The organism is Janthinobacterium sp. CG3 (genome assembly GCF_000344615.1).
GTDB lineage: Bacteria > Pseudomonadota > Gammaproteobacteria > Burkholderiales > Burkholderiaceae_D > Janthinobacterium.
The window spans coordinates 337,621-359,805 of record NZ_KB467825.1; the positions used below are offsets into that span (position 1 = coordinate 337,621).

Here is a 22,185-nt window from a genome sequence, read left to right on the forward strand (position 1 = left end):
CGTCAGAAGGAATTCGACGGACTGCAAATGCGCGGCAAGATCGTTGAACAGTGCGGCAAGGGACATAGCGGCCAATGAGGTAAAAAATCTCACTGACCGCGCCCTACCTCACTGGCATGTCAAGCTTTTTATTGTATTTCGCTCTACTTTTAAAGAAAAATTCTTAACTTGGGTGGATTGACCAGAAGATGGACCGCGTCATCACCTTGTTGCAGCTATCAATTGAGCTCGCGGACCAAGAGTTCCAAAACGATGTCTAGCTCCCTGTACGTACAGTTTGTACATAGCTTCGTGGAATCATATTTCCGGGTCGTGGCGGTAGTACGGTCGATCTCAGCTAGTTCAAAGTCATCTTCGATGGAATTGAGAAGGTACTGGACGATTATGAGGCTTGAGGAAGAATCTTGTATAGGTGCCTTCCGGCCCGACCTGCCGCGGTGATGGTAGAACTCCTATTCAAGAAGTGAAAATTTCATACACATCACAAAAGCCGAGGGCGAAAGGTCAGTTCGTGTTTTGGGAGATTCCCCGGAGATATCCCATACACCGCACCGCTTATGAACCAGCTGGCCAACAAAGCGCATAGAAGAAATTCTTTGGGCCGAAGGAAAGGCCAGCGAACATACGGGAAACTCGTATAGACCTCAGGTAAAGCGTACAAAGGACGATGCGAACGCACGTTCTGATCACAGTAAAAATCTAATTAATAATTCATGCGAGAAGGTACGCGCCCGGCGCGGCTAAGCGCGATTCCGACGGGACCTGTGCGGCGGCGTTGTGCGCTCTGATGCGCAGGCTTACTGCTGCGGCGGCAGCGCGGCGCTCTGCGACATGCCCATCTTCAGCGGCTCGCCGCGCTGGCCGCCGACGGCCCTGCTGAATTCCTCGGCAAACGTCGGCGCCACCCGCCACGTCTGGCCACCGGCGCTGCGCTCAAACGTGAAGTCGGCCTGCAAGACGGTGGAGGAGCCGACGCCGATGGCGGCGAGCAGCGGGTCGTTGCGCTCGAACATTAGGCGGCAGGCGTACTGGGTGCCCGGCTTGAGCACCCGGCAGGCGCCCAGCGGCTCGAGTTCGGCGATTTCGCGCAGGCGCTCGCGGGCGCTACGCGACACCGCCGAGGCGCGCCGCATCTGTTCCAGCATCAGCGCGTGGCGCGCGCTGGTGGCGTCGTGCCGCAGCGTGTCGACGCCGGCGCGGAAGGCGCGCTCCAGCTGGTCGCGCCCGACCGGCTCGGCTTTGTTGCCGAAGCCGCCGTCCGGGTCGATCCGGCCGAAGCGCGCCGCCACCAGGGCCGGCTCGGCGCCGGTGATGTCGAACTGCGCGCTGTCGTCGGCCGCCGGCCCGATCGTGTAGGCGTACGGCGTGCGAATGCCGTGGTCGTCGAGCTTGGCGGCGCAGCCGCGCAGCCGCGGGCCGCTGGCGTAACCGACCTCCCTCACCTCGCCCAACGACGGCGCGCCGGCCGGCGCCTCGACCAGGCGCGCGTCCTGGCGCGCCGAGACGTGCGCCAGGAATAACATGTTTCTGACCGTGTTGACGGTCAGCGCGGCGTCGCACGCGGGCACGGCGACCGGCATCAACAGGTACCAGAGCGGGCCGCCCAACACCAGCGCCACGCCGCCCAGCCACAGCCAGGGCGAGCCGGGCAGGACCTGGCGCCAGAACGCCGCCAGCAGCGCGCGGCGCGCCTGGCGCAACGTAACGCGCGCCTGTTCGACGATCTTCGACCTGGCGCGGGCGGCGCCCGAGCGTTCGGCGCGCACGCGGGCGCGCAACTGGTCGAACTGGGCGCGTTCGAGCAAGCCGCTCATGACCATCCAGGCCAGCGCCGCCGCCGGCGAGCCGAACGCCCGTTCCGACGGCGCCCGCCGCGTCGCGGCGCTGCGCTCGGCAACGCTGATCAAGCCCTCGGCGCACAGTGTCGCGATGGCCTGCCGGTTGGCCTCGCGGCGCAGCGCCAGCAAGGTCTTCATGGTCTGCTCCAACACCGCCTTGCGTTCCTCAAACGCTTCGCCCTGGCGCCTGGCAAGCAGGCGCTCGGCCGCCTTTTCGGCCAGCGCCCGCTCCGACAAGATGCCCACCGATACCAGCCACACCAGATGACGGACCAGGTCATCATCGAAGGCGACCTCGTCGTAGCGCGGATGCGCCAATGCCAAACCGCGTTGCGCGTCGGTCATCAAACCGAGCGAACTCAAGCCGGCAAAAGGGTGGTCTTGCGTGTCTGTGGTCATGGATTGCAGTCATAAAGATAGTGCACCGGTCGACATAATATAAGAAAGACCATAATTCGTTGGTTCTTCAGACAAAATTTTCTCTCCATGTGCGCAACCGCACAGACGAAGGCGACGCTGGATGCTCTCGCCGCCTACCCATGAACCAGTTCGGCGCCATGGCGTCCAACTGTATCAGGCAAGGCGCCGGCGCTTGCCCTACCTTTACCGGATCGGGTTGCCCATGACGCCACTACGCCATCTGTCGGGGATTGCCATGCTGCTGCTGGCAGGCGCCGCCGGCGCCAACGCGGCCGACGCCGGCGCGCCGCCCTTGTGGGAAGTGGGGCTGCTGGGCGGCGCCCTGTCGACGCCGGCCTATCCCGGTTCGAACCGGCGCGCCGGCCGCGCGCTGATGGCGCCGTTCCTTATTTACCGCGGCCCGGTGCTGCGCGTCGACCGCTCCGGCGTCGACGCCCGCCTGCTGCGCGCCGGCAACACCGAACTCGACATCGGCTTCGCGCTGTCGCTGCCGGCGCCGTCGGCCGGCATCCCGGCGCGGCGCGGCATGCCGGACCTGGACTGGCTGCTGGAATTCGGGCCGCGCCTGAAGTTCGAACTGGCCCGCGTCGACGCCGACAGCGGCCTGCGGCTGGAACTGCCGCTGCGCGCCGTGTTCGCGCCGCGCGGTCCGCGCCGCCAGGGCTTGTCGCTGGAAGCCCGGCTGGTCTATGAAACCGGCCGGGCCGGCGTGTGGGGGCTGGACGGCAACCTGGGCGTGATGGCCGCCGACCGCCAGTTGCACGCCTATTTTTACCAGGTGGATCCGGCGTACGCGACGCCGCAGCGCCCGGCCTACCAGGCGGACGCCGGCCTGCTGCTGGCGCGCGCCGGCGTCAGCGGCTGGCGCCGGCTGGATGCGGACTGGCGCGTGTTCGGCCTGCTGCGCTACGACAACTACGCCGGCGCCGCCAACCGCGCCAGCCCGCTTTTCCGGCAACACAGCGGCTGGTCGGCCGGCGTCGGCTTCACCTGGACGGCGCGGCGCTCCGCCGCCCGCGCCGCGCCGTGAGCCGGCGCGCGGGTAACGCTGGAATCGAGCAAAGACAAGGAGCCGGGGTCACACCCTTGCTTTCCATTACTTCGCGGCAACCCAAGCGAGCCAACGGTCGCCTTCGGCGCCGGCGCATACAGCCGCGACAACCGCAAAGCAGGCGGCTGACGCAGGCGTGTATACTTGGCGGCTGGCCGGCTTCCGATGTGGAAGCGGCGCCGCTTCAGGAATTGCCAATGCGCCACAAAGAAAACCCTGCGGCCGTCGCCCAAGGGGCTGCATGAATTGCCGTGACAACTGCGGCGCGTGCTGCACCGCCCCTTCCATTACCAGTCCGATTCCTGGCATGCCCAATGGCAAGGCCGCAGGGACGCGATGTATCCAGCTGGGCGACGACAACCGCTGCCGCATTTTCGGCAAGCCGGAACGGCCCGCGTTTTGCGCCGGACTGCAGCCGTCGGACGAGATGTGCGGCACCAGCCGCGAACACGCGATGCAGTGGCTGGATGCGCTGGAGCGCGCCACCGCGCCGACACCGGACGCGTCAATTCGACCCTAGCCCGTCGCTCAACGCGGCCGGAAGCTGCGCAGCACCGGTTCGCAGGGTCAGACCGCCAGGGTTTCACCGCGGCTGTTTGCCTCTGCTTGGTTTTTAGCAGTGCCGGACTGCGGACAAAGATGTTTTTGCGGGAATCGGTTGACTGTTTTTGCACGTTTGCGTATATTTGTACGCATTCCTGCACGATTACCCCACCTATGCCCACGCCGAACCTGCTGCTGAAAGAACGCCACGCCCTGATTCAACAACGCTTGCTGGCCGAGGGACGGGTGCTGGCGCTGGACCTGGCGACGCAATTGAATGTCTCGGAAGATACGATCCGGCGCGATCTACGCGACCTGGCCGCCGCCGGGTTGTGCACCCGCGTCTACGGCGGCGCGCTGCCGCTGGCGCCGGCCGCCGGCGGCACGCTGAGCGAACGCCGCGCCGAGGCGCCCGACCGCAAGTGGCGCCTGGCCCAGGCCGCCGTGACGCTGGTGCGCGCCAACAGCGTGCTGTTTTTCGACGCCGGCTCGACCAATATGGCGATCGCCGAGGCGCTGCCGGACCTGCCGCTGACCGTGGCGACGAACGCGCCGGGCATCGCGGTGGCCCTGCTCGACCGGCCCAACATCGAAGTCATCCTGATCGGCGGCCGGCTCGACCGCAGCGCCGGCGCCAGCCTGGGCGTCAAGGCGCTGCGCGACGCCGAGCAGATCCGCTCCGACCTGTGCTTCCTGGGCGCCTGCGGCGTCGACGCCGACGCCGGCATCACCGCCTTCAGCTACGAGGACGCCGAATTCAAGCGCGCCGTCGCCGGCATGAGCAAGGCGGTGCTGGTGGCCGCCACCAGCGCCAAGCTCGGCACCGCCGCGCCGTTCACGGTGCTGCCGGCCGCCCACCTGGGCCACCTGGTCGTCGAACACGACGCCGACCCGGCCCGGCTCGGCGCCTTCGCCCTGCTGGGCGTGCACATCCTGCGCGCCCACGCCGCCTGAACCGCCTCCGCCACCATTTTGCCAAGCCACCAAGACACACTATGAACAGCATCGGCCCCCTGCAACGACGCGCGACCCGCCTGGTCTTCTTCACCGCCGGCCTGGCGATGGCCGCCTGGGCCCCGCTGGTGCCCTACGCCAAGGTGCGCCTCGGCCTGAGCGAGGGCGCGCTCGGCCTGCTACTGCTGTGCCTGGGCGCCGGCTCGCTGCTGGCGATGCCGCTGACCGGCGCGCTGGCGGCCCGCTTCGGCTGCCGCCGCGTGATCCTGGCCTCCGGCGCGCTGTTGTGCCTGGCGCTGCCCGGCCTGGCCCTGGCCGCCACCCCGCTGCAATTGGCCCTGGTGTTACTGCTGTTCGGCGCGGCCATCGGCACCTTCGACGTTTGCATCAACATCCAGGCGGTGATCATTGAAAAGGCCAGCGGCGGCGCGTTGATGTCGGGCTTCCACGCGCTGTTCAGCGTCGGCGGCTTCGCCGGCGCCGGCTGCGTGGCGCTGCTGCTGTGGCTGGGCGTGGCGCCCGGCTGGGCCTGCGTGGCGATCGTCGCGCTGCTGGTGGCGTTGCTGCTGGCGGCCGGCCCGCAATTGCTGCGCGGCGCCGAGCAGGAAGCGCGCGACGGGCCGCTGTTCGTCATGCCGCACGGCTCGGTGATCGTACTCGGCCTGCTGTGCTTTATCGTCTTCCTGGCCGAGGGTTCTATCCTCGACTGGAGCGCGCTGCTGCTGACCGGCAGCCGCGGCGTCGACGCCACCCGCGGCGGCCTCGGTTACGCCGCCTTCGCCATCGCCATGACGGCCGGGCGCTTCAGCGGCGACTACATCGTGCGCCGCTTCGGCGGCCGCCGCGTGCTGCTGCTGGGCGGGCTGTGCGCGGCCGCAGGGTTTTTCCTGACGGTGCTGGCGCCGTCGGTCAACGGCAGCCTGCTCGGCTTCGTGCTGATCGGGCTAGGCGCCGCGAATATCGTGCCGATCCTGTTTACCGCCGCCGGCAACCAGCGCGCCATGCCGGCCAGCCTGGCCGTGTCGGCCATCACCACGCTGGGCTACGCCGGCATCCTGGCCGGGCCGGCGCTGATCGGCTTCGTCGCCCACGCCACCAGCCTGAACGTCGCGTTTGCCGGACTCGGCTGCGCGCTGCTGCTGGTGGCGGCCAGCGCGCGCATCGGCGCCCCGGCCAAAACCCGTTAGCGGGCCGGCGATAGCGGAAATCAAGCCACGGCAAAGAGCCGCGCCCAGACCCCGAGCGTCCGCCCCGGACGGCGCTAGCCCGGGCCGAGCACGCGCAGCACTTCCTCCAGCGTCGTGACGCCGCTTTGCACCTTGTTGAAGGCGTCGTCGCGCAGCGTCGAGAAGCCCTGGCCGGCAGCGTAGTCGGCCATTTCGGTGACCGGCGCGACGGTGGCGATCAGGTGGCGCAGGTGGTTGTCCGGCACCAGCAATTCGTACAGGCCGAGCCGGCCCTTGTAGCCGCTGCCGTGGCAGGCGGCGCAGCCGGCGCCCTTGTAGGCCTTGGTGATGCCGCTGGCGAAGCGCCCGCCCAGCAAGGTCAGCAGGTGCCCGTCCGGCTCGACCTCGGCGCGGCAGCCTTCGCAGCTGCGCCGCACCAAGCGCTGCGCGATCACCGCCTCCAGCGCGGTGGCGATAACGAAGGGTTTGAGTCCCAGGTCGAACAGCCGCGATATCGACGCCAGCGCCGAGTTGGTGTGCAGCGTGGAAAACACCTGGTGGCCGGTCAGCGCCGCGTGGAAGGCCACCTCGGCGGTCTCGAAGTCGCGGATTTCGCCGATCAGCAGCACGTCCGGGTCTTGCCGCAATATGGCGCGCAGGATCAACGGGAAGGTCATGCCGATCTTCTCGCGCACCAACACCTGGCCGGCCGTGTCGAGGTAGTACTCGACCGGGTCTTCGATGGTCAGATAGTTCTTTTCCGGCGTGGCGTTGCTTTGCAGCAGGCTGTACAAGGTGGTGGTCTTGCCGCTGCCGGTCGGTCCGGTGGCCAGGATGATGCCCTGCGGCTTGGCGCAGGCGTGGTTGATGCCGGCCAGGTCGGCCGGGCCGAAGCCGAGCCCGTCGAGCCGCACCACGGCGGCGTTGCGGTCGAGGATGCGCATGACGATTTTTTCGCCGTTGATGGTCGGCAGCGTCGACACGCGCAGGTCGACCACGCGCTTGGGCGTCTTCACGGCCAGGCGGCCGTCCTGCGGCCGGCGCCGCTCGGAGATGTCGAGCTCGGCCATAACCTTGATGCGCGAGACGATGGACTGGTGCATATTGTGCGGAATCTGGATCTTGTCGCTGAGCACGCCGTCGATGCGCAGGCGCACCATCACGTTCTTGGCGCGCGGCTGGATGTGGACGTCGGAGGCGCCCAGGCGGATCGCCTCGACCAGGATCGAGTTCACCAGGCGGATCGCCGGCGGCTCGTCGGTGCCCTGCAACAACTCCTCCAGGCTTTGCTCGTCGTCGTCCTCGATCAGGATCTCGATGCCCTCGTACGGGTCGGCCGAGCCGAACTCGGCGGCCACGTCGGACAGCTCGGCGCCGCACTCGTAGACCTCGGCGACCTTGCGCTGGATCGCCGTCATCGAGGCCAGCACCGGCGCGATCTCCAGCCCGGTGACGAAGCGCAAATCGTCGAGCAGGCCGACGTCGAGCGGGTCGGCCATCGCCAGCGTCAGACGGCGGCTGTCGATGGCCAGCGGCACCACGTGCTGGCGCTGGCACAGCGCGCTCGGCACCAGCGCGGCGACGCCGGCGTCGACGCTGTACTCGTCGAGCGTGACTTGCTGGATCAGCAATTGCTTGCCGATCACGTCGTGCATCGCCTTTTCCGTCAGCCAGCCGCGCTCGACGATGAGCTTGATCATCGGCGCCTTGCGCTGCTGCTGGATGCGCATCAACTCCTGCACCTGGGCGTTGTTGAGCATGCCGCGCTTGTTCAGCATCACCGCCAACTGGCTGCGGTTGGACACGCCGAACTTGGCCAGCTGCTCGATCTCGTGGCTCTTGGCCTGGTTGTCGCGCTTCAGGCTCTTATTCTTCTGGATCAGCTGGTGCTGCTCCAGCGCCAGCGCGACGGTGACGCGCAGGTCGTCGTCGTCCCACGGCTTGAGGATGAACTTGTAGACCGCGCCGCTCTTCATCGCGCCGACCACCGCGTTGACGTCGGCGTGGCCGGTGAGCATGATACGGATCATGTCCGGGTGCAGCGCGCGGGCCTGCTTGAGCAGCTCGCCGCCGGTCATGCCGGGCATCATGTAGTCGCTGATCAAGAGGTGGAAGGACTCGGCGGCCAGGCGCGCCAGCGCCTCCTTCGGCTCGTTGCACAGCACCACGTCGTAGTTTTCCTGGCGGAACACGCGGCGCAGCGCCGCCAGCACGCTCGGCTCGTCGTCGACCAGCAGGATGCGGTGGCGCGCCGGCGCCGCCTCGTCCGCCGACGCCGGCCGCGGCGCCGGCGCGCCGGTAAACAGGTGGGCGTAGCCGCCGCTCACGGCGCCCCGGCCAGGCCGGCCAGCGGCAGCGGCAGCGGCAGCGGCAGCGCCACCGTGACGCGGGCGCCGGCGCCGGCGCCGCCGCTGTCGAGGGCGATGCTGCCGCCGTGCGCGCTGGCGATGTCGCGCGCCACCGCCAGGCCCAAGCCCATACCACCGCCGACGTCGCGCGTGGTGAAGAAGGGGTCGAACACGCGCGCGGCGACGGCCGCCGCCACGCCGCAGCCGTCGTCCTCGACCGACAGCTGGATGGCGCCGCCGGCGACCTGGGCGCACACGCGGATCAGGCCGCCGTCGCCGCCCAGCGCCTGGCGCGCGTTGTCCAGCAGCGCCAGCAGCATCTGCTGGATGCGCACGGGGTCGCAGACCAGCGCCGGCAGCGGCGCCAGGTCCAGCTGCAGGCGCGCGTTGGCCGGCAGTTGCTCGGCCACCAGCGCGGCCACCGCGCGCACCGCCGCGGCGACGTCGGCCGGCACAGCCACGGCGCAGTCGACGCTGGCGTAGGCCTTGAGCTTGTGGACGATGTCGGCGACGCGGTCGGCGCCGGCCGCCGATTCGGCCAGCAGCCCGGGAAAGTCTTGCAGCAGGGCGTCGATGTCGTGCCGCTGCCAGGCCAGTTGCGCCGCCGCCGCGTCGCCGCCGCGGTAGGCCAGCAACGCCTCGGCCAGGTTGTCGACGTACAGCGCGGCGCTGCTCAGGTTGCTACGAATGAAGCCGATCGGGTTGTTGATCTCGTGCGCCATGCCGGCCGCCAGCGTGCCGACCGAGGCCATTTTTTCGGTGTGGAAGAACTGCCGCTGGGCGTGCTCGATGGCGCGCGCCTGGGCCGCCACGCGCTGCTCGAGCTGGGCCGCCAGGACGCGGTAGCGCGCCTCCGACTGCTGCAGCGCGGCGTGCTGGACGTGCAGCGCCTGGTAGTCGGCGTGCACCGACTCCAGGTGCAGCTCCGAGGCCATGCGGTAGCGCTCGGCGCCGGCCAGCGCCAGCTCGACCCAGCCGGCGGCGCCGGCCAGTTGCGCGGCGTCGACGCCGGCGGCGCGCAGCCGGCCCAGCGTGTCGATACCCAGCCGCAGCGGCGCCTCCAGCGGCGCGGCGGCGGCGCCGTCCAAGCCCGGCCCCAGCAGCGGCGCGCCGTCCACGTCGAGCAGGTCCCAGTGCGGCCCCAGGCTGCGCCCCAGCGCGGCCGGCAGTTGGCCGCGCGGCAGCGCGCGCAGCAGCTCGTCGAGCGTGGCGTCGCGGTCAAAGCGGTCGGGCGCGCTCACGCCGGCGCCCCCAGCGCCGCGCCGAAGGCGGCGCGGCTCAGGCCGTGCGCGGCGCCCAGTGCGTATTGGCGGTCCAGGCTGTCGTACAGGCCGTCGAGCAGCGCGGCGAAGGTCGCCAACACGCCGCCGCCCTGCAGCGCGCTGGCGAACAGCAGCGGCCACGGCGCCTGCGACCAGCGCGCCCGGATCTCGTCCTCGCCGAGGATATCGGCCAGGTCGCGCTTGTTGAACTGCACCACCAGCGGCAGCGCGCCGACGTCGAAGCCGAGGATGGCCAGGTTGGCCATCAAGTTCTCGAACGAGCTGCCGTTGTTGCTGGCCTGGTGGCGCTGCGAGTCGGCGACGAAGACCACGCCGTCGGCGCGCGACAGCACCGCCTTGCGGGTGCCGTCGTGCGCGACCTGGCCGGGAACGGTAAACAGTTTGAATTTGATCAGCAGGCCGGACGGCGCGGTAAAGCCCAGCGGCAGCAGGTCGAAGAACAGGGTGCGGTCGCCCTCGGTTTCGAGCGTCATCATGTCGCCCTTGAGTTCGGCCGCCAGCAGGTCGTGCAGGCGCGTCAGGTTGGTGGTCTTGCCCGACAAGGCCGGGCCGTAATAGACCAGTTTGACGGTCAGGCGTTGCCGCTGTTGGTCCAGTTCAGCCATGATGGGTATCGGATACCTCGCGCGCGGTCGGGGCCGGGCTCGGCCCCCGGATACCCCACTCTACTTGATTGCGCCGCGCTTGCGTGACATATTTCCTAGCGCGCGCACGCCGCCGGGGTGACACGACAGCGCGATGGCGTTGCGCAACCACGCCCCCGCTCGCGTCGCATCCGGCGAGCGCTATTCGCTCACTTCCAGCGTGCGCCCGTTCAAGGCCTGGATCGGACGCGCGTTCATCGGATACAGCTTCTGGAACGCCTTCAACTGCGCCAGCGACAGGCCGACCGGTTGTTTCAGCACCTGCCAGTGCACGCCCTCGCTGCACGGCGGCGTGGTCAAGGAGCCAATATAGGCGTAATAGCCGCGCTGCTCCGGCAGCACCGCCGCCGGGTCGAAGGAGGCCAGTTCGCGGCTGTCCCTTTCCTTGGCCGGCAGGCCGCCGAACACGTCCTTCAGCGCCGCGTTGGCCGCGCCCTTTTCAAACAGCACCGCCACCACCGCCAGCTTGCCGTCCTCGTTCTTGTGGACGAAGTGGGCCACCAGCGGGAAGCCGATGCCGTTGATCTTCTCCTCGCTCGGCGTGTGGAAGTGGAATTGCAGCAGTTTGTATTCGCCGTCCGGCAGCGTGATCGAGCCGCCGGCGGCCAGGTTGACCTGCACCGTGTGGCCGGTGTTGACGACGGTGGCGGCGCCGGCGGTGTAATTGAAGGCGATCGGCTGCAGGCTGGCCTTGGTGGCGCCGCGGATGTCGATCGGCGACTGCTCCTTGCCCAGCTTGCAACCGGAGAATCCCTCGTCGAGCTCGCTCCAATGGGTCGGGCCGCCGTGTCCGGTGTACGCCCAATGCGGGTGTTTGTCGGCGGCCTGCGCGGCGCAGCAGGCGGCGGCCAGCGCCAGCGCCAGCAGGGTTGCGTTGAATCTCATCGGTACTTCCTTTCAGCGTGTGTTGGCCGGACGCGGGGTCGATATCGGGACGAAAGTCATTGCCCCAAAGCACGGCATCGATGATGCTATCGCGCCGCCGCGCCGTGGTCAACCAGGCTAAGCGAATACCCAAGGCGTGCGCAACGAATACCAACGCCGGGCGGCGCCGGCAAACGGCGCGCCGCGCGGCCCGCGCTTGCGCCCGAATCAGAAGCGGCGCCGCTATCGTGGTAAGCTTCGACCCCGCGCGGGCGTCAAGCGGCGCCGCCATTTCCCCCACTCACCTTATTTGTACGTAGCAGAACAATACATATGGATCTTATTCTTGCGCTAAAAGCCATCGTCATGGGGCTGGTTGAAGGTTTCACCGAATTTTTGCCGATCTCCTCGACCGGCCACCTGATTTTGGCCGGCAGCCTGCTGGACTTCAGCGGCGATGTGCCGCGCGACGTCATGGAGGTGTTCGAGATCGTCGTCCAGGCCGGCGCCATCCTCGCCGTCTGCTGGGAATACCGCGCGCGCATCGCCAGCGTCGCCAGCGGCCTGTTCAGCGAGCGCAAGGCGCAGATGTTCCTGCTCAAACTGCTGGTGGCCTTCCTGCCGCTGGCGCTGCTCGGCCTGGCGCTGGGCAAGCTCATCAAGGCGGCGCTGTTCAAACCGGTGCCGGTGGCGCTGGCCTTCATCGTCGGCGGCGTCATCATTTTGCTGGTGGAGCGGCGCGCCCACAGCAACCCGATCGCCGTGCGGGTCGAGTCGGTCGACGACATGAGCCTGCTCGACGCCTTCAAGGTCGGCTGCGCCCAGGCTTGCGCGCTGATTCCCGGCACCAGCCGTTCCGGCGCCACCATCATCGGCGGCATGCTGAGCGGCCTGTCGCGCAAGGCCGCCACCGAGTTTTCCTTCTTCCTGGCGATACCGACGCTGCTGTGCGCCACCGCCTACGAGCTGTACAAGGCGCGCGCGCTGCTCTCGCCCTCCGACGTGCCCTTATTCAGCCTGGGCACAGTGGCCGCCTTCGCCTCGGCCTTCCTGTGCGTGCGCTGGCTGCTGCGCTACATCAGTTCGCACGACTTCACCTTCTTCGCCTGGTACCGCATCGTGTTCGGCCTGGTCGTCATCGCCAGCGCGCATTTCGGCTGGGTCGTGTGGGCGCACTAACATGAGCAACCAGGACCTCCAGGCGCAGGCGCTGCACCAGCTGCAAACCGTCTTCGGCTACCCGGCCTTCCGCGGCCAGCAGGGCGACATCGTCGAACACGTCGCCGGCGGCGGCGACGCGCTGGTCCTGATGCCGACCGGCGGCGGCAAGTCGCTGTGCTACCAGATCCCGGCGCTGCTGCGCGACGGCGTCGGCGTCGTCGTCTCGCCGCTGATCGCGCTGATGCAGGACCAGGTCGACGCGCTCGCCGAGGTCGGCGTGCGCGCCGCCTTCCTGAACTCGACCCAGACCTACGAGGAAGCCAGCCGCATCGAGCGGCTGGTGCGCACCGGACAGATCGACCTGGTCTACGTGGCGCCGGAGCGCCTGATGACGCAGCGCTGCCTGGACCTGTTCCAGGCCTCGAAGATCGCCCTGTTCGCCATCGACGAGGCGCATTGCGTATCGCAGTGGGGCCACGACTTCCGCCCCGAGTACATCAAGCTGTCGGTGCTGCACGAGCAGTTCCCGGACGTGCCGCGCATCGCCCTGACGGCCACCGCCGACCCGCAGACGCGCGCCGAAATCGCCATGCGCCTGCAACTGGGCGACGCGCGCCAGTTCGTCTCCTCGTTCGACCGCCCCAACATCCGCTACCAGATCGTCGAGAAGGGCACCGGCCGCAAGCAGCTGCTCGACTTCATCACCACCGAACACGGCGGCGACTGCGGCATCGTCTACTGCCTGTCGCGCAAGAAGGTCGAGGAGACCGCCGAGTTTTTGAACGAAAACGGCATCCGCGCGCTGCCCTACCACGCCGGCATGGACTACGCCAAGCGCAGCGCCAACCAGGCCCGCTTCCTGCGCGAGGAGAACATCGTCATGACCGCGACGATCGCCTTCGGCATGGGCATCGACAAGCCCGACGTGCGCTTCGTCGCCCATCTCGACCTGCCCAAGAGCATCGAGGGCTATTACCAGGAAACCGGGCGCGCCGGGCGCGACGGCATGCCGGCCAACGCCTGGATGGCCTACGGCCTGCAGGACGTGGTGCTGCAGCGGCGCATGATCGACGAGTCCGAGGCCGACGACACCTTCAAGCGCGTGCTCGGCGTCAAACTCGACGCCATGCTGGGCCTGTGCGAAACGCTGAGCTGCCGGCGCATGCGCCTGCTTGAATACTTCGGCGAGCCGGCCACGCCGTGCGGCAACTGCGACAACTGCCTGATGCCGCCGGTCTCCTTCGACGGCACGGTGCCGGTGCAAAAGCTGCTGTCGGCGATCTACCGGGTCGACCAGCGCTTCGCCGGCGGCCACGTCATCGACGTGCTGCGCGGCGTCGAATCGGAGCGCATCAAGACCTGGCACCACGACTCGCTGTCGGTGTTCGGCATCGGCGCCGAGCGCAGCGAACAGGAATGGAAGGCGATCCTGCGCCAGGCCATCGCGCTGGGCCTGGTCACGGTCGACCACGAACAATACAGCTCGCTGAAGCTGACCGACGCCGCCCGCCCCGTGCTCAAGGGCGGCCAGAAGGTCCAGCTGCGCCAGTACCAGAAACCGGTGAAGGCGGCCAAACGCAGCTCCGGCGCGTCCTCCAAGGGCTACGTCGAAACCGACCTGTCGACGCGCGAACAGGCGATCTTCGACAAGCTGCGCTGGTGGCGCGTCGAAACCGCGCGCACCCACAACGTGCCGGCCTACGTGATCTTCGTCGACGCCACGCTGCGCGAAATTGCCAAGGCGCAACCGACCTCGCTGGAACAGCTGCGCGGCGTCAGCGGCGTCGGCGAGAAGAAGCTAGCCTCCTACGGCGACGAGATCGTCGCCATGATCGGCGACATGATCTAGGTCCGCCAGCGAAGGATTTTCGCCGGTCGGGTTAGCCCGCCAGGGCGTAACCCGACCGGCGCCGGCCGCGGCCCGGCGTCGGATTACGCGTGCCGCCCAGCCGCCCCACGACAAAGCGGAAGGTCCGGCGAAAGCAGCTAGAAACCGCGGCGCTGGCGCAACGGTTCGAGCGAGCTGCCGTGGTTTTGCTGGTGGTAGGCCGAGGCCGCGGCGCGCACCCGCGGCGGCGGCAGCGCCATGGCGGCATCGCGGCCGCCGTGCGGCGCGTTGGACGGAACCCCTGGCGGGGTGATGGATCTGGCGCTGGTCTTCATACGAACCCCCGTGAATACACTAAACGATCTGGACCGGCAGCGGCGTTGCCGCGCCCCCGCTTAGTTATCCGCAAGACGCGTGCCATGACGCGCGCCAAGCTGGACGCTATCGGCGCCCGCCCAAGATCGGCCCAAACGCCTCAAAAAGAAGCAAACCCGCGCCAAAGCGGCTTTCTCCGCACCAAAGCGACGCGCCTAATAGGTGTAAAACATGCGCTGGATCTGGCGCGTGTCGTCGGTGACGCTGAGCGCCAGCATCAGCAAGATGCGCGCCTTCTGCGGGCTCAGCGTGTCGGCCACCACGAAGTCCAACTCGTCGTCCCTGGCCACGCCGTTGCGCGCCACGATACCCTGGCCGACGCGGCTGGCGCGCACCACCACGCAACCCTGGCGGCGCGCGTCCACCAGCGCCGGCATGACGCGGGCGGCGATGCTGCCATCGCCGACGCCGGCGTGGACCACGCCGCGCGCGCCGGCGCCGACGAAGGCGTCGATCCCGATCCGGTTCATATTCGCGTGGCCGTAGACGATCTCCACCTGCGGCAGCGCCGCCAGCGCGCCGACGTCGAACTCGCTCTCCAGCGTATGGCGGCGGGTGCACTGGCGATAAAACACCGGCCGGTTGTCGTGCATATACCCGAGCACGCCCAGCTCCGGCGTCTTGAACGCGTCCGGCGTCGAGGTGTTGGTCTTGGTGACGTCGCGCGCGGCGTTGATCTGGCCGTTCAGCGCCACCAGCGCGCCCTTGCCGGCCGCCTCCGGGCTGGCCGCCAGCACCACCGCGTGGTACAGATTGCCGGGGCCGTCGGCCGACATCGCCGTCGACGGCCGCATCGCGCCCACCAGCACCAGCGGCTTGGCGCTGCGCACCACCAGGTTCAGGAAATAGGCGGTTTCCTCGATGGTGTCGGTGCCGTGCGAAATCACCACGCCGTCGACGTCGGCGCTGGCCAGCAACGCGTTGACGCGGCGCGCCAGCACCAGCCACTCGGCGTCGCCGATGTTCTCGCTGGCGATCTGGAACAGCTGCTCGCCGCTGACGTGGGCCACCGCCTTCAGTTCCGGCACGGCGTCGAGCAACTGCCCGACGCCGACGGTGGCGGCGGTGTAGCCGACCGTCGCGGTGCTGCTGGCGGCGGTGCCGGCGATGGTGCCGCCGGTGGCCAGCAGCGCAATGCGCGGCAGCCGTGGCGTTCGATGATGCGGCATGATGTCCCCTGTATTTTTTATCCGGCGACTCTACGCCGCCTCGCCCTCCGCTGGCAAATGCCTTGTCTGCATGGATCTATGCCGGATTTGCATAATGTTTGAAAGCGGTTTTGCATTTGCCGCCAAAGGCGGTTACGATCTCGCATGGAAACCAAATGGCTTGAAGACTTCATCTCGCTCGCCGAGACCAACAACTTTAGCCGCTCGGCGGCGCTGCGCCACGTGACCCAGCCGGCCTTCTCGCGGCGCATCCAATCGCTGGAAAACTGGCTCGGCACCGACCTGGTCGACCGCACCTCCTACCCGACCAGCCTGACCCCGGCCGGCGCAGTGTTTTACGAGCAGGCGCTGGAAATGCTGGGCCAGATCAACGGCGTGCGCGCGCTGTTGCGCGGCAAGCGCGCGGCGGTGCAAACCAGCGTCGACTTCGCCGTGCCGCACAACCTGTCGCTGACCTTCATGCCGAAATGGCTGACGGCGCTGGGGCAGGGCTTCGCGCCGATCAACTGCCGCCTGATGGCCCTCAACGTCCACGACGCGGTGCTGCAACTGGTCGACGGCGGCTGCGACCTGCTGCTGTGCTACTACCACCCGCGCCTGCCGGTGCAGCTGGACCCGGGCAATTACGACATGCTGGTGCTGGGCCACGAGGCGGTGCGCGCCTACGCCCGCTGCGACAAGGCGCGCACGCCCGAGTTCACGCTGCCCGGCAGCCCCGAGGCGCCGCTGCCGTTCCTGTCCTACACCAACAACGCCTACCTGGGGCGCATGGTCGAACTGATGCTGACCGACGCCAAGCAGCCGCTGCACCTGGAAACCTGCTACGAAACCGACATGGCCGAGGGCTTGAAAATGATGGCGCTGGAGGGCCGCGGCGTGGCCTTCCTGCCGGAGTCGGCGGTGGCGCGCGAACTCAAGCAAAAGCTGCTGGCGCGCGCCGACAACGGCACCCCGGAATGGGAAATCGACATGGAAATCCGCCTCTACCGCGAGCGGCCGTCGCCGCAGCGGCCGGGCAAGGCGGTGGTTGAGAGGCTGTGGCAATACCTGGCCCAGGCGGGCAAAACGCGCGCCGGAAAACGCCGTCCCCGGGCGTCGAAAACGTAAAAAATAAAACTATGCAAGTTACGCATAGTTAAATGCGCACAAAGCATTGGCCGCCCCCGGGCGGCTTCCCCTACGATTCGGATCTCGCCGCGCTTCGCCTTTTCGCGGCGCCATCCAACGTATCGTCAGGAGCATCAAGCATGACTCGTCAACACGAACTGCCTTCCTATCTCAATCCAGAAGATCTGGGACCTTGGGGCAACTACCTTGAACAAATCGACCGCGTTACGCCCTACCTGGGCAGCCTGTCGCGCTGGGTCGAAACGCTGAAGCGTCCGAAGCGCATCCTGACCGTCGACGTGCCGATCGAGCGCGACAACGGCACCATCGCCCACTACGAAGGCTACCGCGTGCAGCACAATATGTCGCGCGGTCCCGGCAAGGGCGGCGTGCGCTTCCACCAGGACGTGACCCTGTCCGAAGTGATGGCGCTGTCGGCCTGGATGACGGTCAAGAACGCGGCCGTCAACGTGCCATACGGCGGAGCCAAGGGCGGCATCCGCGTCGATCCGAAAACGCTGTCGAAAGGCGAGCTGCAACGCCTGACCCGCCGCTACACCAGTGAAATCAGCATCATCATCGGACCGAACAAAGACATCCCGGCGCCCGACGTCAACACCAACGAACAAGTGATGGCGTGGATGATGGACAGTTACGCCATGATCGGCGGCAACATGTCGACCGGCGTCGTGACCGGCAAACCGATCTCGCTGGGCGGCAGCCTGGGCCGCCGCGACGCCACCGGCCGCGGCGTCTACGTGGTCGGCTGCGACGCCGCCGCCAAGATCGGCATGCCGATCGCCGGCGCCAAGATCATCGTGCAGGGCTTCGGCAACGTCGGCGGCGTGGCCGCGCGCATGTTCGCCGAAGCGGGCGCCAAAGTGGTGGCCGTGCAGGACCAGAACACCACCGTCGTCCATCCGGGCGGCCTGGACATTCCCCGCCTGCTGGCCCACGTGGCCGAAGCCGGCACCGTGGAAGGCTTCCCCGGCGCCGACAGCTTCGTGCCGCGCGAGCAGTTCTGGGGCATCGACTGCGACATCCTGATTCCGGCCGCGCTGGAACAGCAGATCACGGCCGACAACGCCGGGCGGATCCGCGCCAAGATCATCCTGGAAGGCGCCAACGGCCCGACCACGCCGGCGGCCGACGACATCCTGACCGACAAGGGCGTCTTGATCATTCCCGACGTGCTGGCCAACGCCGGCGGCGTCACCGTCAGCTACTTCGAGTGGGCGCAGAACTTCTCCAGCTTCTTCTGGACCGAAGAGGAAATCAACTCGCGCCTGACGCGCATCATGCGCGACGCCTTCGACACGATCTGGCAAGTGTCGCAGGAAAAGAAAGTGTCGATGCGCACCGCCACCTTCATCCTGGCGTGCACCCGCGTGCTGGAAGCGCGCGAAGTGCGCGGCCTGTACCCGTAATTTGCTAGGTCGGGTTGGCCCAAGGGGCCTAACCCGACAATGTTGGCGCCGAGCCGGCACGAAACGCTTGCGCCAACATTGTCGGATGACGCGTTGCGCTAATCCGACCTACGATTTGACGAACACCAGATCCCATACGCCGTGCCCAAGCCGCAAACCGCGGTTCTCAAACTTGGTCAGCGGTCGGTAGGCCGGCTGCGGCGCGTAGCCTTCGGCGGTGTTGGCCAGGCCGCTTTCGGCGCCCAGCACTGCCAGCATCTGCTCGGCGTATTCCTGCCAGTCGGTGGCGCAATGCAGATAGCCGCCCGGCGCCAGGCGCTCGGTCAGCAGCTTGACGAACGGCGCCTGGATCAGGCGGCGCTTGTTGTGGCGCGCCTTGTGCCACGGGTCCGGGAAGAACACGTGCACGCCGGCCAGCGAGTTGGCCGGAATCATATGGTTCAGCACTTCCACCGCGTCGTGCTGGATCAGCCGCAGATTGCCCAGCTCCTGCTCGCCGATCTGCTTGAGCAGACTGCCGACGCCGGGCGTGTGCACTTCGACGCCGATGAAATCCTTCTCCGGCATGCCCTTGGCGATGTGCGAGGTGGTGTCGCCCATGCCGAAACCGATTTCCAGCACCGTCGGCGCGCCGCGGCCGAAGGTCTGCGCGAAATCGAGCGGCGCCTTGTTGAATTCAAGCAGAAATTGCGGTCCCAGCGTTTCCAGCGCGCGCGCCTGGGCGATCGACAGGCGGCCGGCGCGGGTGACGAAACTGCGGATGCGGTGTTCGGTCGGATCGTACATCATTGGCCGCGCTGGGCTGTTTTGGGGCGTATCTGAGGACATGGGAATAGTGGGTAACGGGTAAAAGAACTGCGGGAGAACCGCGACGGCGCTGGCGACTTGCGCGTAAATGCGATTCCGCAAAGGCGATATTTTAACAGGCCGGGGCGCCGGCGAGGGAGCCGGGCGGGCTTGTCGTTGAAATGATCAAAGCCAAAGCGTACGCCCGGGGGCGGACCCCGGGGCCCGACCCCGGCGGCCCGGCCGCTGGTTCTTTTGAGCGCTGGCGGCGCTTTTACTCGGCTTGGCCGAAGTCGACCGTGCCGCACAGCGCCAGCGGGTCCAACATCCGCTTGATGCCGCCGGCCATGGCCATGGCCCGGGCGCCGGCGTATTTGCGGTAATACGCCAGGTTGTGCGGGCCGATGCCGTGCTCGGCGCTGTAACTGCCGTCGAAACGCTCCACCACCATGGCGTAAATGTCGTCGCGCAGCTGCTGCACGATGGCCGGGTCGTAGGCCAACGCGGCCGCGTGCGGCCAGATGACGTTGAAGTGCACGCCGCCGTCGGCGATGTGGCCGAAATCGACGACCAGCAAATGCGGAAAATTGGCCTGCACGTGCGCGCTGGCCGCCTGGCGGAACGCCATCACGCGCGAACGCGGCACCGAGACGTCGAAGGCGATCGGCTTGCCGATGCTGCGCGCGCCTTCGCTGATGCCGTGGCGCAAATGCCAGAGTTCCTTGCCGTTGCCGATGACGGCGTTGGATATCAACGATTCGAATTTATCCTGCAGGAAGCGGTTCAGCGTTTCCTGCAGATCCAGGCCGGTGTAGGCCGGCGAGGCGTTCGATTCCAGTTCAATCAAGATGGCCAGGTCGGGAATCGGCTCCGGGGCGAAGGGGTTGCGCAAATTCGGCACGTGGTCGATGGCGGCGCGCATGGCGTTGGCCGACATGCCCTCGAACGCGGAGAAAAAATCGCCGAGTTCGGCTTCCAGCGAGGCAAGCAGCTCGGCGACGGCGTCGTCCGACACCGGCACCACCAGGGCGGTGGCCGACTGTTTCGGCCGCGGGTGGATTTCCAGCGTCGCCTTGGTGATCACGCCGGCCACGCCCGAGGTGCCAACGAACAGTTGCTTGAGGTCGTAGCCGGTGTTGTCCTTGCGCAGCGCGCTGCCGAGGCGGACGATTTCGCCGGCCGGGTGGAACAGCACCACCTCTAAGGCAAGCAGGTTGTGGCGCACGTCGCCGTAGCGGATCAGCCGGGTGCCGCCGGTGTTGGCGGCGATCATGCCGCCGATCATCGGGTTGGCGCCCAGGTCCACCGGGAACCACAGGCCGTGCGGCTCCAGCTTGTCGTTCAGCTCCTGCAAGGTCACGCCGGCGTCGAGCCGCACGCTGCGGTTGGCGACGTCGACCGCGCACTCGCCGCGCAGGCGGCCGAGCGACAAGACGATCTGCAAGCCCGAGCTATCCGGCGTGCTGGAGCCGACCAGCCCGGTATTCCCACCCTGCACGACCACCTGCACCCGGTGCGCGACGCACACTTTTACCACCGCGCTGACCTCCTCGGTGGTGGCGGGGCGCACCACGCACAGCGCGACGCCGTTGCCGTAACGCGCGCCCTGCGCGTACGGCTGGCAGTCGTCGCCGCGCAGCAGGCCGCGCTCGCCGACGATCGCGCTCAACTCGGCCAGCACGACGGCGCCGCCGGCCAATCCCTCCACGCCGGTATGCTTATGCATGGTTCGCGTCTCCGCGCAGCTGCGAGCGGACCGCCTCGATGGACTGCGATTGGAGCGCCTGGTACAGCGCGATTTCGTCGTACACGCTGGCGCCCAAGGCCGCCTCGAAAGCGGTTTTCGCCTCGTTCGCCGCGTAACTTTTTTGCTCGGCGCCGCCCAGGTTCGACTGGAAAATACCGGCCGCGCTGACGGGCAGGAAGTCTTCGTAGGTGATCGGCCGCGCCTGCACGTAGCCGCCGGCGACGAGCTCGTCGAGCGCGGCCGCGTCCTTGCCGCTGCCGATGGCGGCGCTGCCGGCGTCGGTCAGCGCGTAGCTGAAGAAAGCCAGGCCGGCGCGGCGGATCGCCTCCGGCTCATCCGGGAAGGCGAGGAAGGCCGCGGCCAGGCGCTGGGCGTAGTCGCCGCCGGCGCTGCCGGCCTGGTCGGCGTTGCGCACGCCGGCCAGCAGTTCGTCGTACAGCGCCCTGCCCTTGCCGGTCAGCGCCATGCCGCGCTGTTCGATTTCGCCGAAACGGGCGGTGTGGGTGCCCTGCGCCGAACTGTCGGCGCCGACGAAGGCGACCCGCTCTTCCAATGCCTTAAAGCTGGTCTGGCGCAGCAGGATCGGGCATTTGCGCGTCGGCGGGCCTTCGATCACGTCCTTGGCGCCGACGCCGCGCTTGAGCATTTCCGCCTGCGCGGCGTCGATATCCAGCGTCCTGGGCGTCAGGTGGTTGATGTGCGGTCCCTTGAAGCAGGCGACATCGGCGATCAAGCGATGCGCCTGGTGCAGCCGGTGGTAAGTATCCTCGCCGACGGTGGCCTCGCTGTGCCAGCGGAACGTCTCGCGCACCTCGGCGACGAACTCGTCGGCCTCGCTCGACAGCAAGCCGCCGGTCGCTTCGAACTGGCGCGTCAATTCCAGCGCGCGCTCGGTGAAGATGTTGCGGCGGCTCAGGATCGCCTCGATTTCGGCGCGCACCGCCGCGTTGTCGATCAATTCCAGGCGCAACAGCGAGGTGAAGACACGGAAGGGATTGCGCGTCAGCGCGGCGTCGCTGATCGGCCGGAACGCCGTCGAGTGCACCGGCACGCCGGCCACCGACAAGTCGTAGTAACCGACCGGCAACATGCCCATCACGCCGAAGATGCGCCGCATATTGGCCAGCTCGGCGGGCGTGCCGAGGCGGATCGCGCCATGCCGCTCGACGTCCAGGCGCTCCAGCTCACCGCTCTGCGCCAATTGCCCGGCGAGGCCGGGATTGCCCTGCATGACCGCGGCGTTGACGTCGGTCACCAGCTCCAGCAAGGTGCCGTATTGCGGCACCTCCTGCCGGTACATATCGGACATGGCCTTGGAAAAGCGAGAGCGGATCTCGTCGGTGGATACGAATGGTGGTGTGTGCATGAACATGGTGTTTTTCCGAGGTTGAGTCCGCCACGCAATCAAGCCGGCAGCGCTGCCATCATGCTGAAGAAGCATTACTAAGGCGTTAGGGGCAAGCCAAATTATCGT

The 22,185-nt window shown here is 67.7% G+C and carries 18 protein-coding genes; 8 read left to right on the top strand and 10 right to left on the bottom strand.

Annotation, left to right across the window (positions count from 1 at the left end; all coding sequences use genetic code 11):
- Nucleotides 1–797: 797 nt before the first annotated feature.
- Nucleotides 798–2,237: a hypothetical protein gene (locus JANGC3_RS0126060; RefSeq protein WP_017879438.1), complete on the bottom strand. Its 1,440-nt coding sequence runs from the start codon at nucleotides 2,235–2,237 to the stop codon at nucleotides 798–800.
- Nucleotides 2,238–2,460: 223 nt separating this feature from the next.
- Between JANGC3_RS0126060 and JANGC3_RS0126065 the strand changes: the two genes are divergently transcribed.
- From JANGC3_RS0126065 to JANGC3_RS0126080, 4 genes are all read left to right on the top strand, one after another.
- Nucleotides 2,461–3,288: a MipA/OmpV family protein gene (locus JANGC3_RS0126065; protein WP_026133547.1), complete on the top strand. Its 828-nt coding sequence runs from the start codon at nucleotides 2,461–2,463 to the stop codon at nucleotides 3,286–3,288.
- Between the two features lie 262 nt (nucleotides 3,289–3,550).
- On the top strand, nucleotides 3,551–3,829 hold the full coding sequence (locus JANGC3_RS30210; RefSeq protein ID WP_026133548.1) for a YkgJ family cysteine cluster protein: 279 nt from the start codon (nucleotides 3,551–3,553) through the stop codon (nucleotides 3,827–3,829).
- Between the two features lie 197 nt (nucleotides 3,830–4,026).
- A complete protein-coding gene (locus tag JANGC3_RS0126075; RefSeq protein WP_017879441.1) occupies nucleotides 4,027–4,806 on the top strand; it encodes a DeoR/GlpR family DNA-binding transcription regulator in 780 nt (259 codons plus the stop codon).
- Nucleotides 4,807–4,847: 41 nt separating this feature from the next.
- Nucleotides 4,848–5,993: an MFS transporter gene (locus JANGC3_RS0126080; RefSeq protein WP_017879442.1), complete on the top strand. Its 1,146-nt coding sequence runs from the start codon at nucleotides 4,848–4,850 to the stop codon at nucleotides 5,991–5,993.
- Between the two features lie 74 nt (nucleotides 5,994–6,067).
- On the opposite strand, the gene JANGC3_RS0126085 is transcribed toward JANGC3_RS0126080, so the two are convergent.
- The 4 genes from JANGC3_RS0126085 to JANGC3_RS0126100 all read right to left on the bottom strand — a co-directional run bounded on the left by JANGC3_RS0126085 (nucleotide 6,068) and on the right by JANGC3_RS0126100 (nucleotide 11,132).
- Nucleotides 6,068–8,299 (bottom strand): ATPase, T2SS/T4P/T4SS family, encoded by a 2,232-nt coding sequence (locus JANGC3_RS0126085; RefSeq protein ID WP_017879443.1) that lies wholly within the window; start codon nucleotides 8,297–8,299, stop codon nucleotides 6,068–6,070.
- A complete protein-coding gene (locus JANGC3_RS30215; RefSeq protein ID WP_017879444.1) occupies nucleotides 8,296–9,561 on the bottom strand; it encodes a sensor histidine kinase in 1,266 nt (421 codons plus the stop codon). Before JANGC3_RS30215 ends, JANGC3_RS0126085 begins: the two co-directional genes overlap by 4 nt.
- A complete protein-coding gene (locus JANGC3_RS0126095) occupies nucleotides 9,558–10,208 on the bottom strand; it encodes a GTP-binding protein (RefSeq protein WP_017879445.1) in 651 nt (216 codons plus the stop codon). The genes JANGC3_RS30215 and JANGC3_RS0126095 overlap by 4 nt, the downstream gene beginning before the upstream one ends.
- 180 nt (nucleotides 10,209–10,388) lie before the next feature.
- On the bottom strand, nucleotides 10,389–11,132 hold the full coding sequence (locus JANGC3_RS0126100) for a carbonic anhydrase (protein ID WP_017879446.1): 744 nt from the start codon (nucleotides 11,130–11,132) through the stop codon (nucleotides 10,389–10,391).
- Between the two features lie 312 nt (nucleotides 11,133–11,444).
- On the opposite strand from JANGC3_RS0126100, the gene JANGC3_RS0126105 reads away from it, so the two are divergent.
- Nucleotides 11,445–12,290, top strand: a complete 846-nt coding sequence (locus JANGC3_RS0126105) for an undecaprenyl-diphosphate phosphatase (RefSeq protein WP_026133549.1) — start codon at nucleotides 11,445–11,447, stop codon at nucleotides 12,288–12,290.
- 1 nt (nucleotide 12,291) lies between these two features.
- Nucleotides 12,292–14,121 (top strand): DNA helicase RecQ, encoded by a 1,830-nt coding sequence (gene recQ, locus JANGC3_RS0126110; protein WP_017879448.1) that lies wholly within the window; start codon nucleotides 12,292–12,294, stop codon nucleotides 14,119–14,121.
- A 137-nt stretch (nucleotides 14,122–14,258) separates the two neighbouring features.
- Here the strand turns inward: recQ and JANGC3_RS33035 are convergent, their stop codons facing one another.
- Nucleotides 14,259–14,435, bottom strand: a complete 177-nt coding sequence (locus JANGC3_RS33035; RefSeq protein ID WP_017879449.1) for a hypothetical protein — start codon at nucleotides 14,433–14,435, stop codon at nucleotides 14,259–14,261.
- A gap of 195 nt (nucleotides 14,436–14,630) precedes the next feature.
- Nucleotides 14,631–15,644 (bottom strand): type II asparaginase, encoded by a 1,014-nt coding sequence (locus JANGC3_RS0126120; protein ID WP_017879450.1) that lies wholly within the window; start codon nucleotides 15,642–15,644, stop codon nucleotides 14,631–14,633.
- 144 nt (nucleotides 15,645–15,788) lie between these two features.
- Here JANGC3_RS0126120 and JANGC3_RS0126125 point away from each other — a divergent pair, with 144 nt between their 5' ends.
- A complete protein-coding gene (locus JANGC3_RS0126125) occupies nucleotides 15,789–16,751 on the top strand; it encodes a LysR family transcriptional regulator (protein ID WP_017879451.1) in 963 nt (320 codons plus the stop codon).
- A gap of 140 nt (nucleotides 16,752–16,891) precedes the next feature.
- Entirely contained in the window at nucleotides 16,892–18,178 is a 1,287-nt protein-coding gene (locus JANGC3_RS0126130; protein WP_017879452.1) for a Glu/Leu/Phe/Val family dehydrogenase, read from the top strand.
- Between the two features lie 108 nt (nucleotides 18,179–18,286).
- Here the strand turns inward: JANGC3_RS0126130 and trmB are convergent, their stop codons facing one another.
- The 3 genes from trmB to hglS all read right to left on the bottom strand — a co-directional run bounded on the left by trmB (nucleotide 18,287) and on the right by hglS (nucleotide 22,077).
- Entirely contained in the window at nucleotides 18,287–18,967 is a 681-nt protein-coding gene (gene trmB / locus JANGC3_RS0126135) for a tRNA (guanosine(46)-N7)-methyltransferase TrmB (RefSeq protein ID WP_017879453.1), read from the bottom strand.
- Between the two features lie 271 nt (nucleotides 18,968–19,238).
- Complete coding sequence (locus JANGC3_RS0126140) at nucleotides 19,239–20,690, bottom strand: FAD-binding oxidoreductase (protein ID WP_081612040.1); 1,452 nt, start codon at nucleotides 20,688–20,690, stop codon at nucleotides 19,239–19,241.
- Nucleotides 20,683–22,077 (bottom strand): 2-oxoadipate dioxygenase/decarboxylase HglS, encoded by a 1,395-nt coding sequence (gene hglS / locus JANGC3_RS0126145; protein WP_026133550.1) that lies wholly within the window; start codon nucleotides 22,075–22,077, stop codon nucleotides 20,683–20,685. The genes JANGC3_RS0126140 and hglS overlap by 8 nt, the downstream gene beginning before the upstream one ends.
- Between the last annotated feature and the right edge of the window lie 108 nt (nucleotides 22,078–22,185).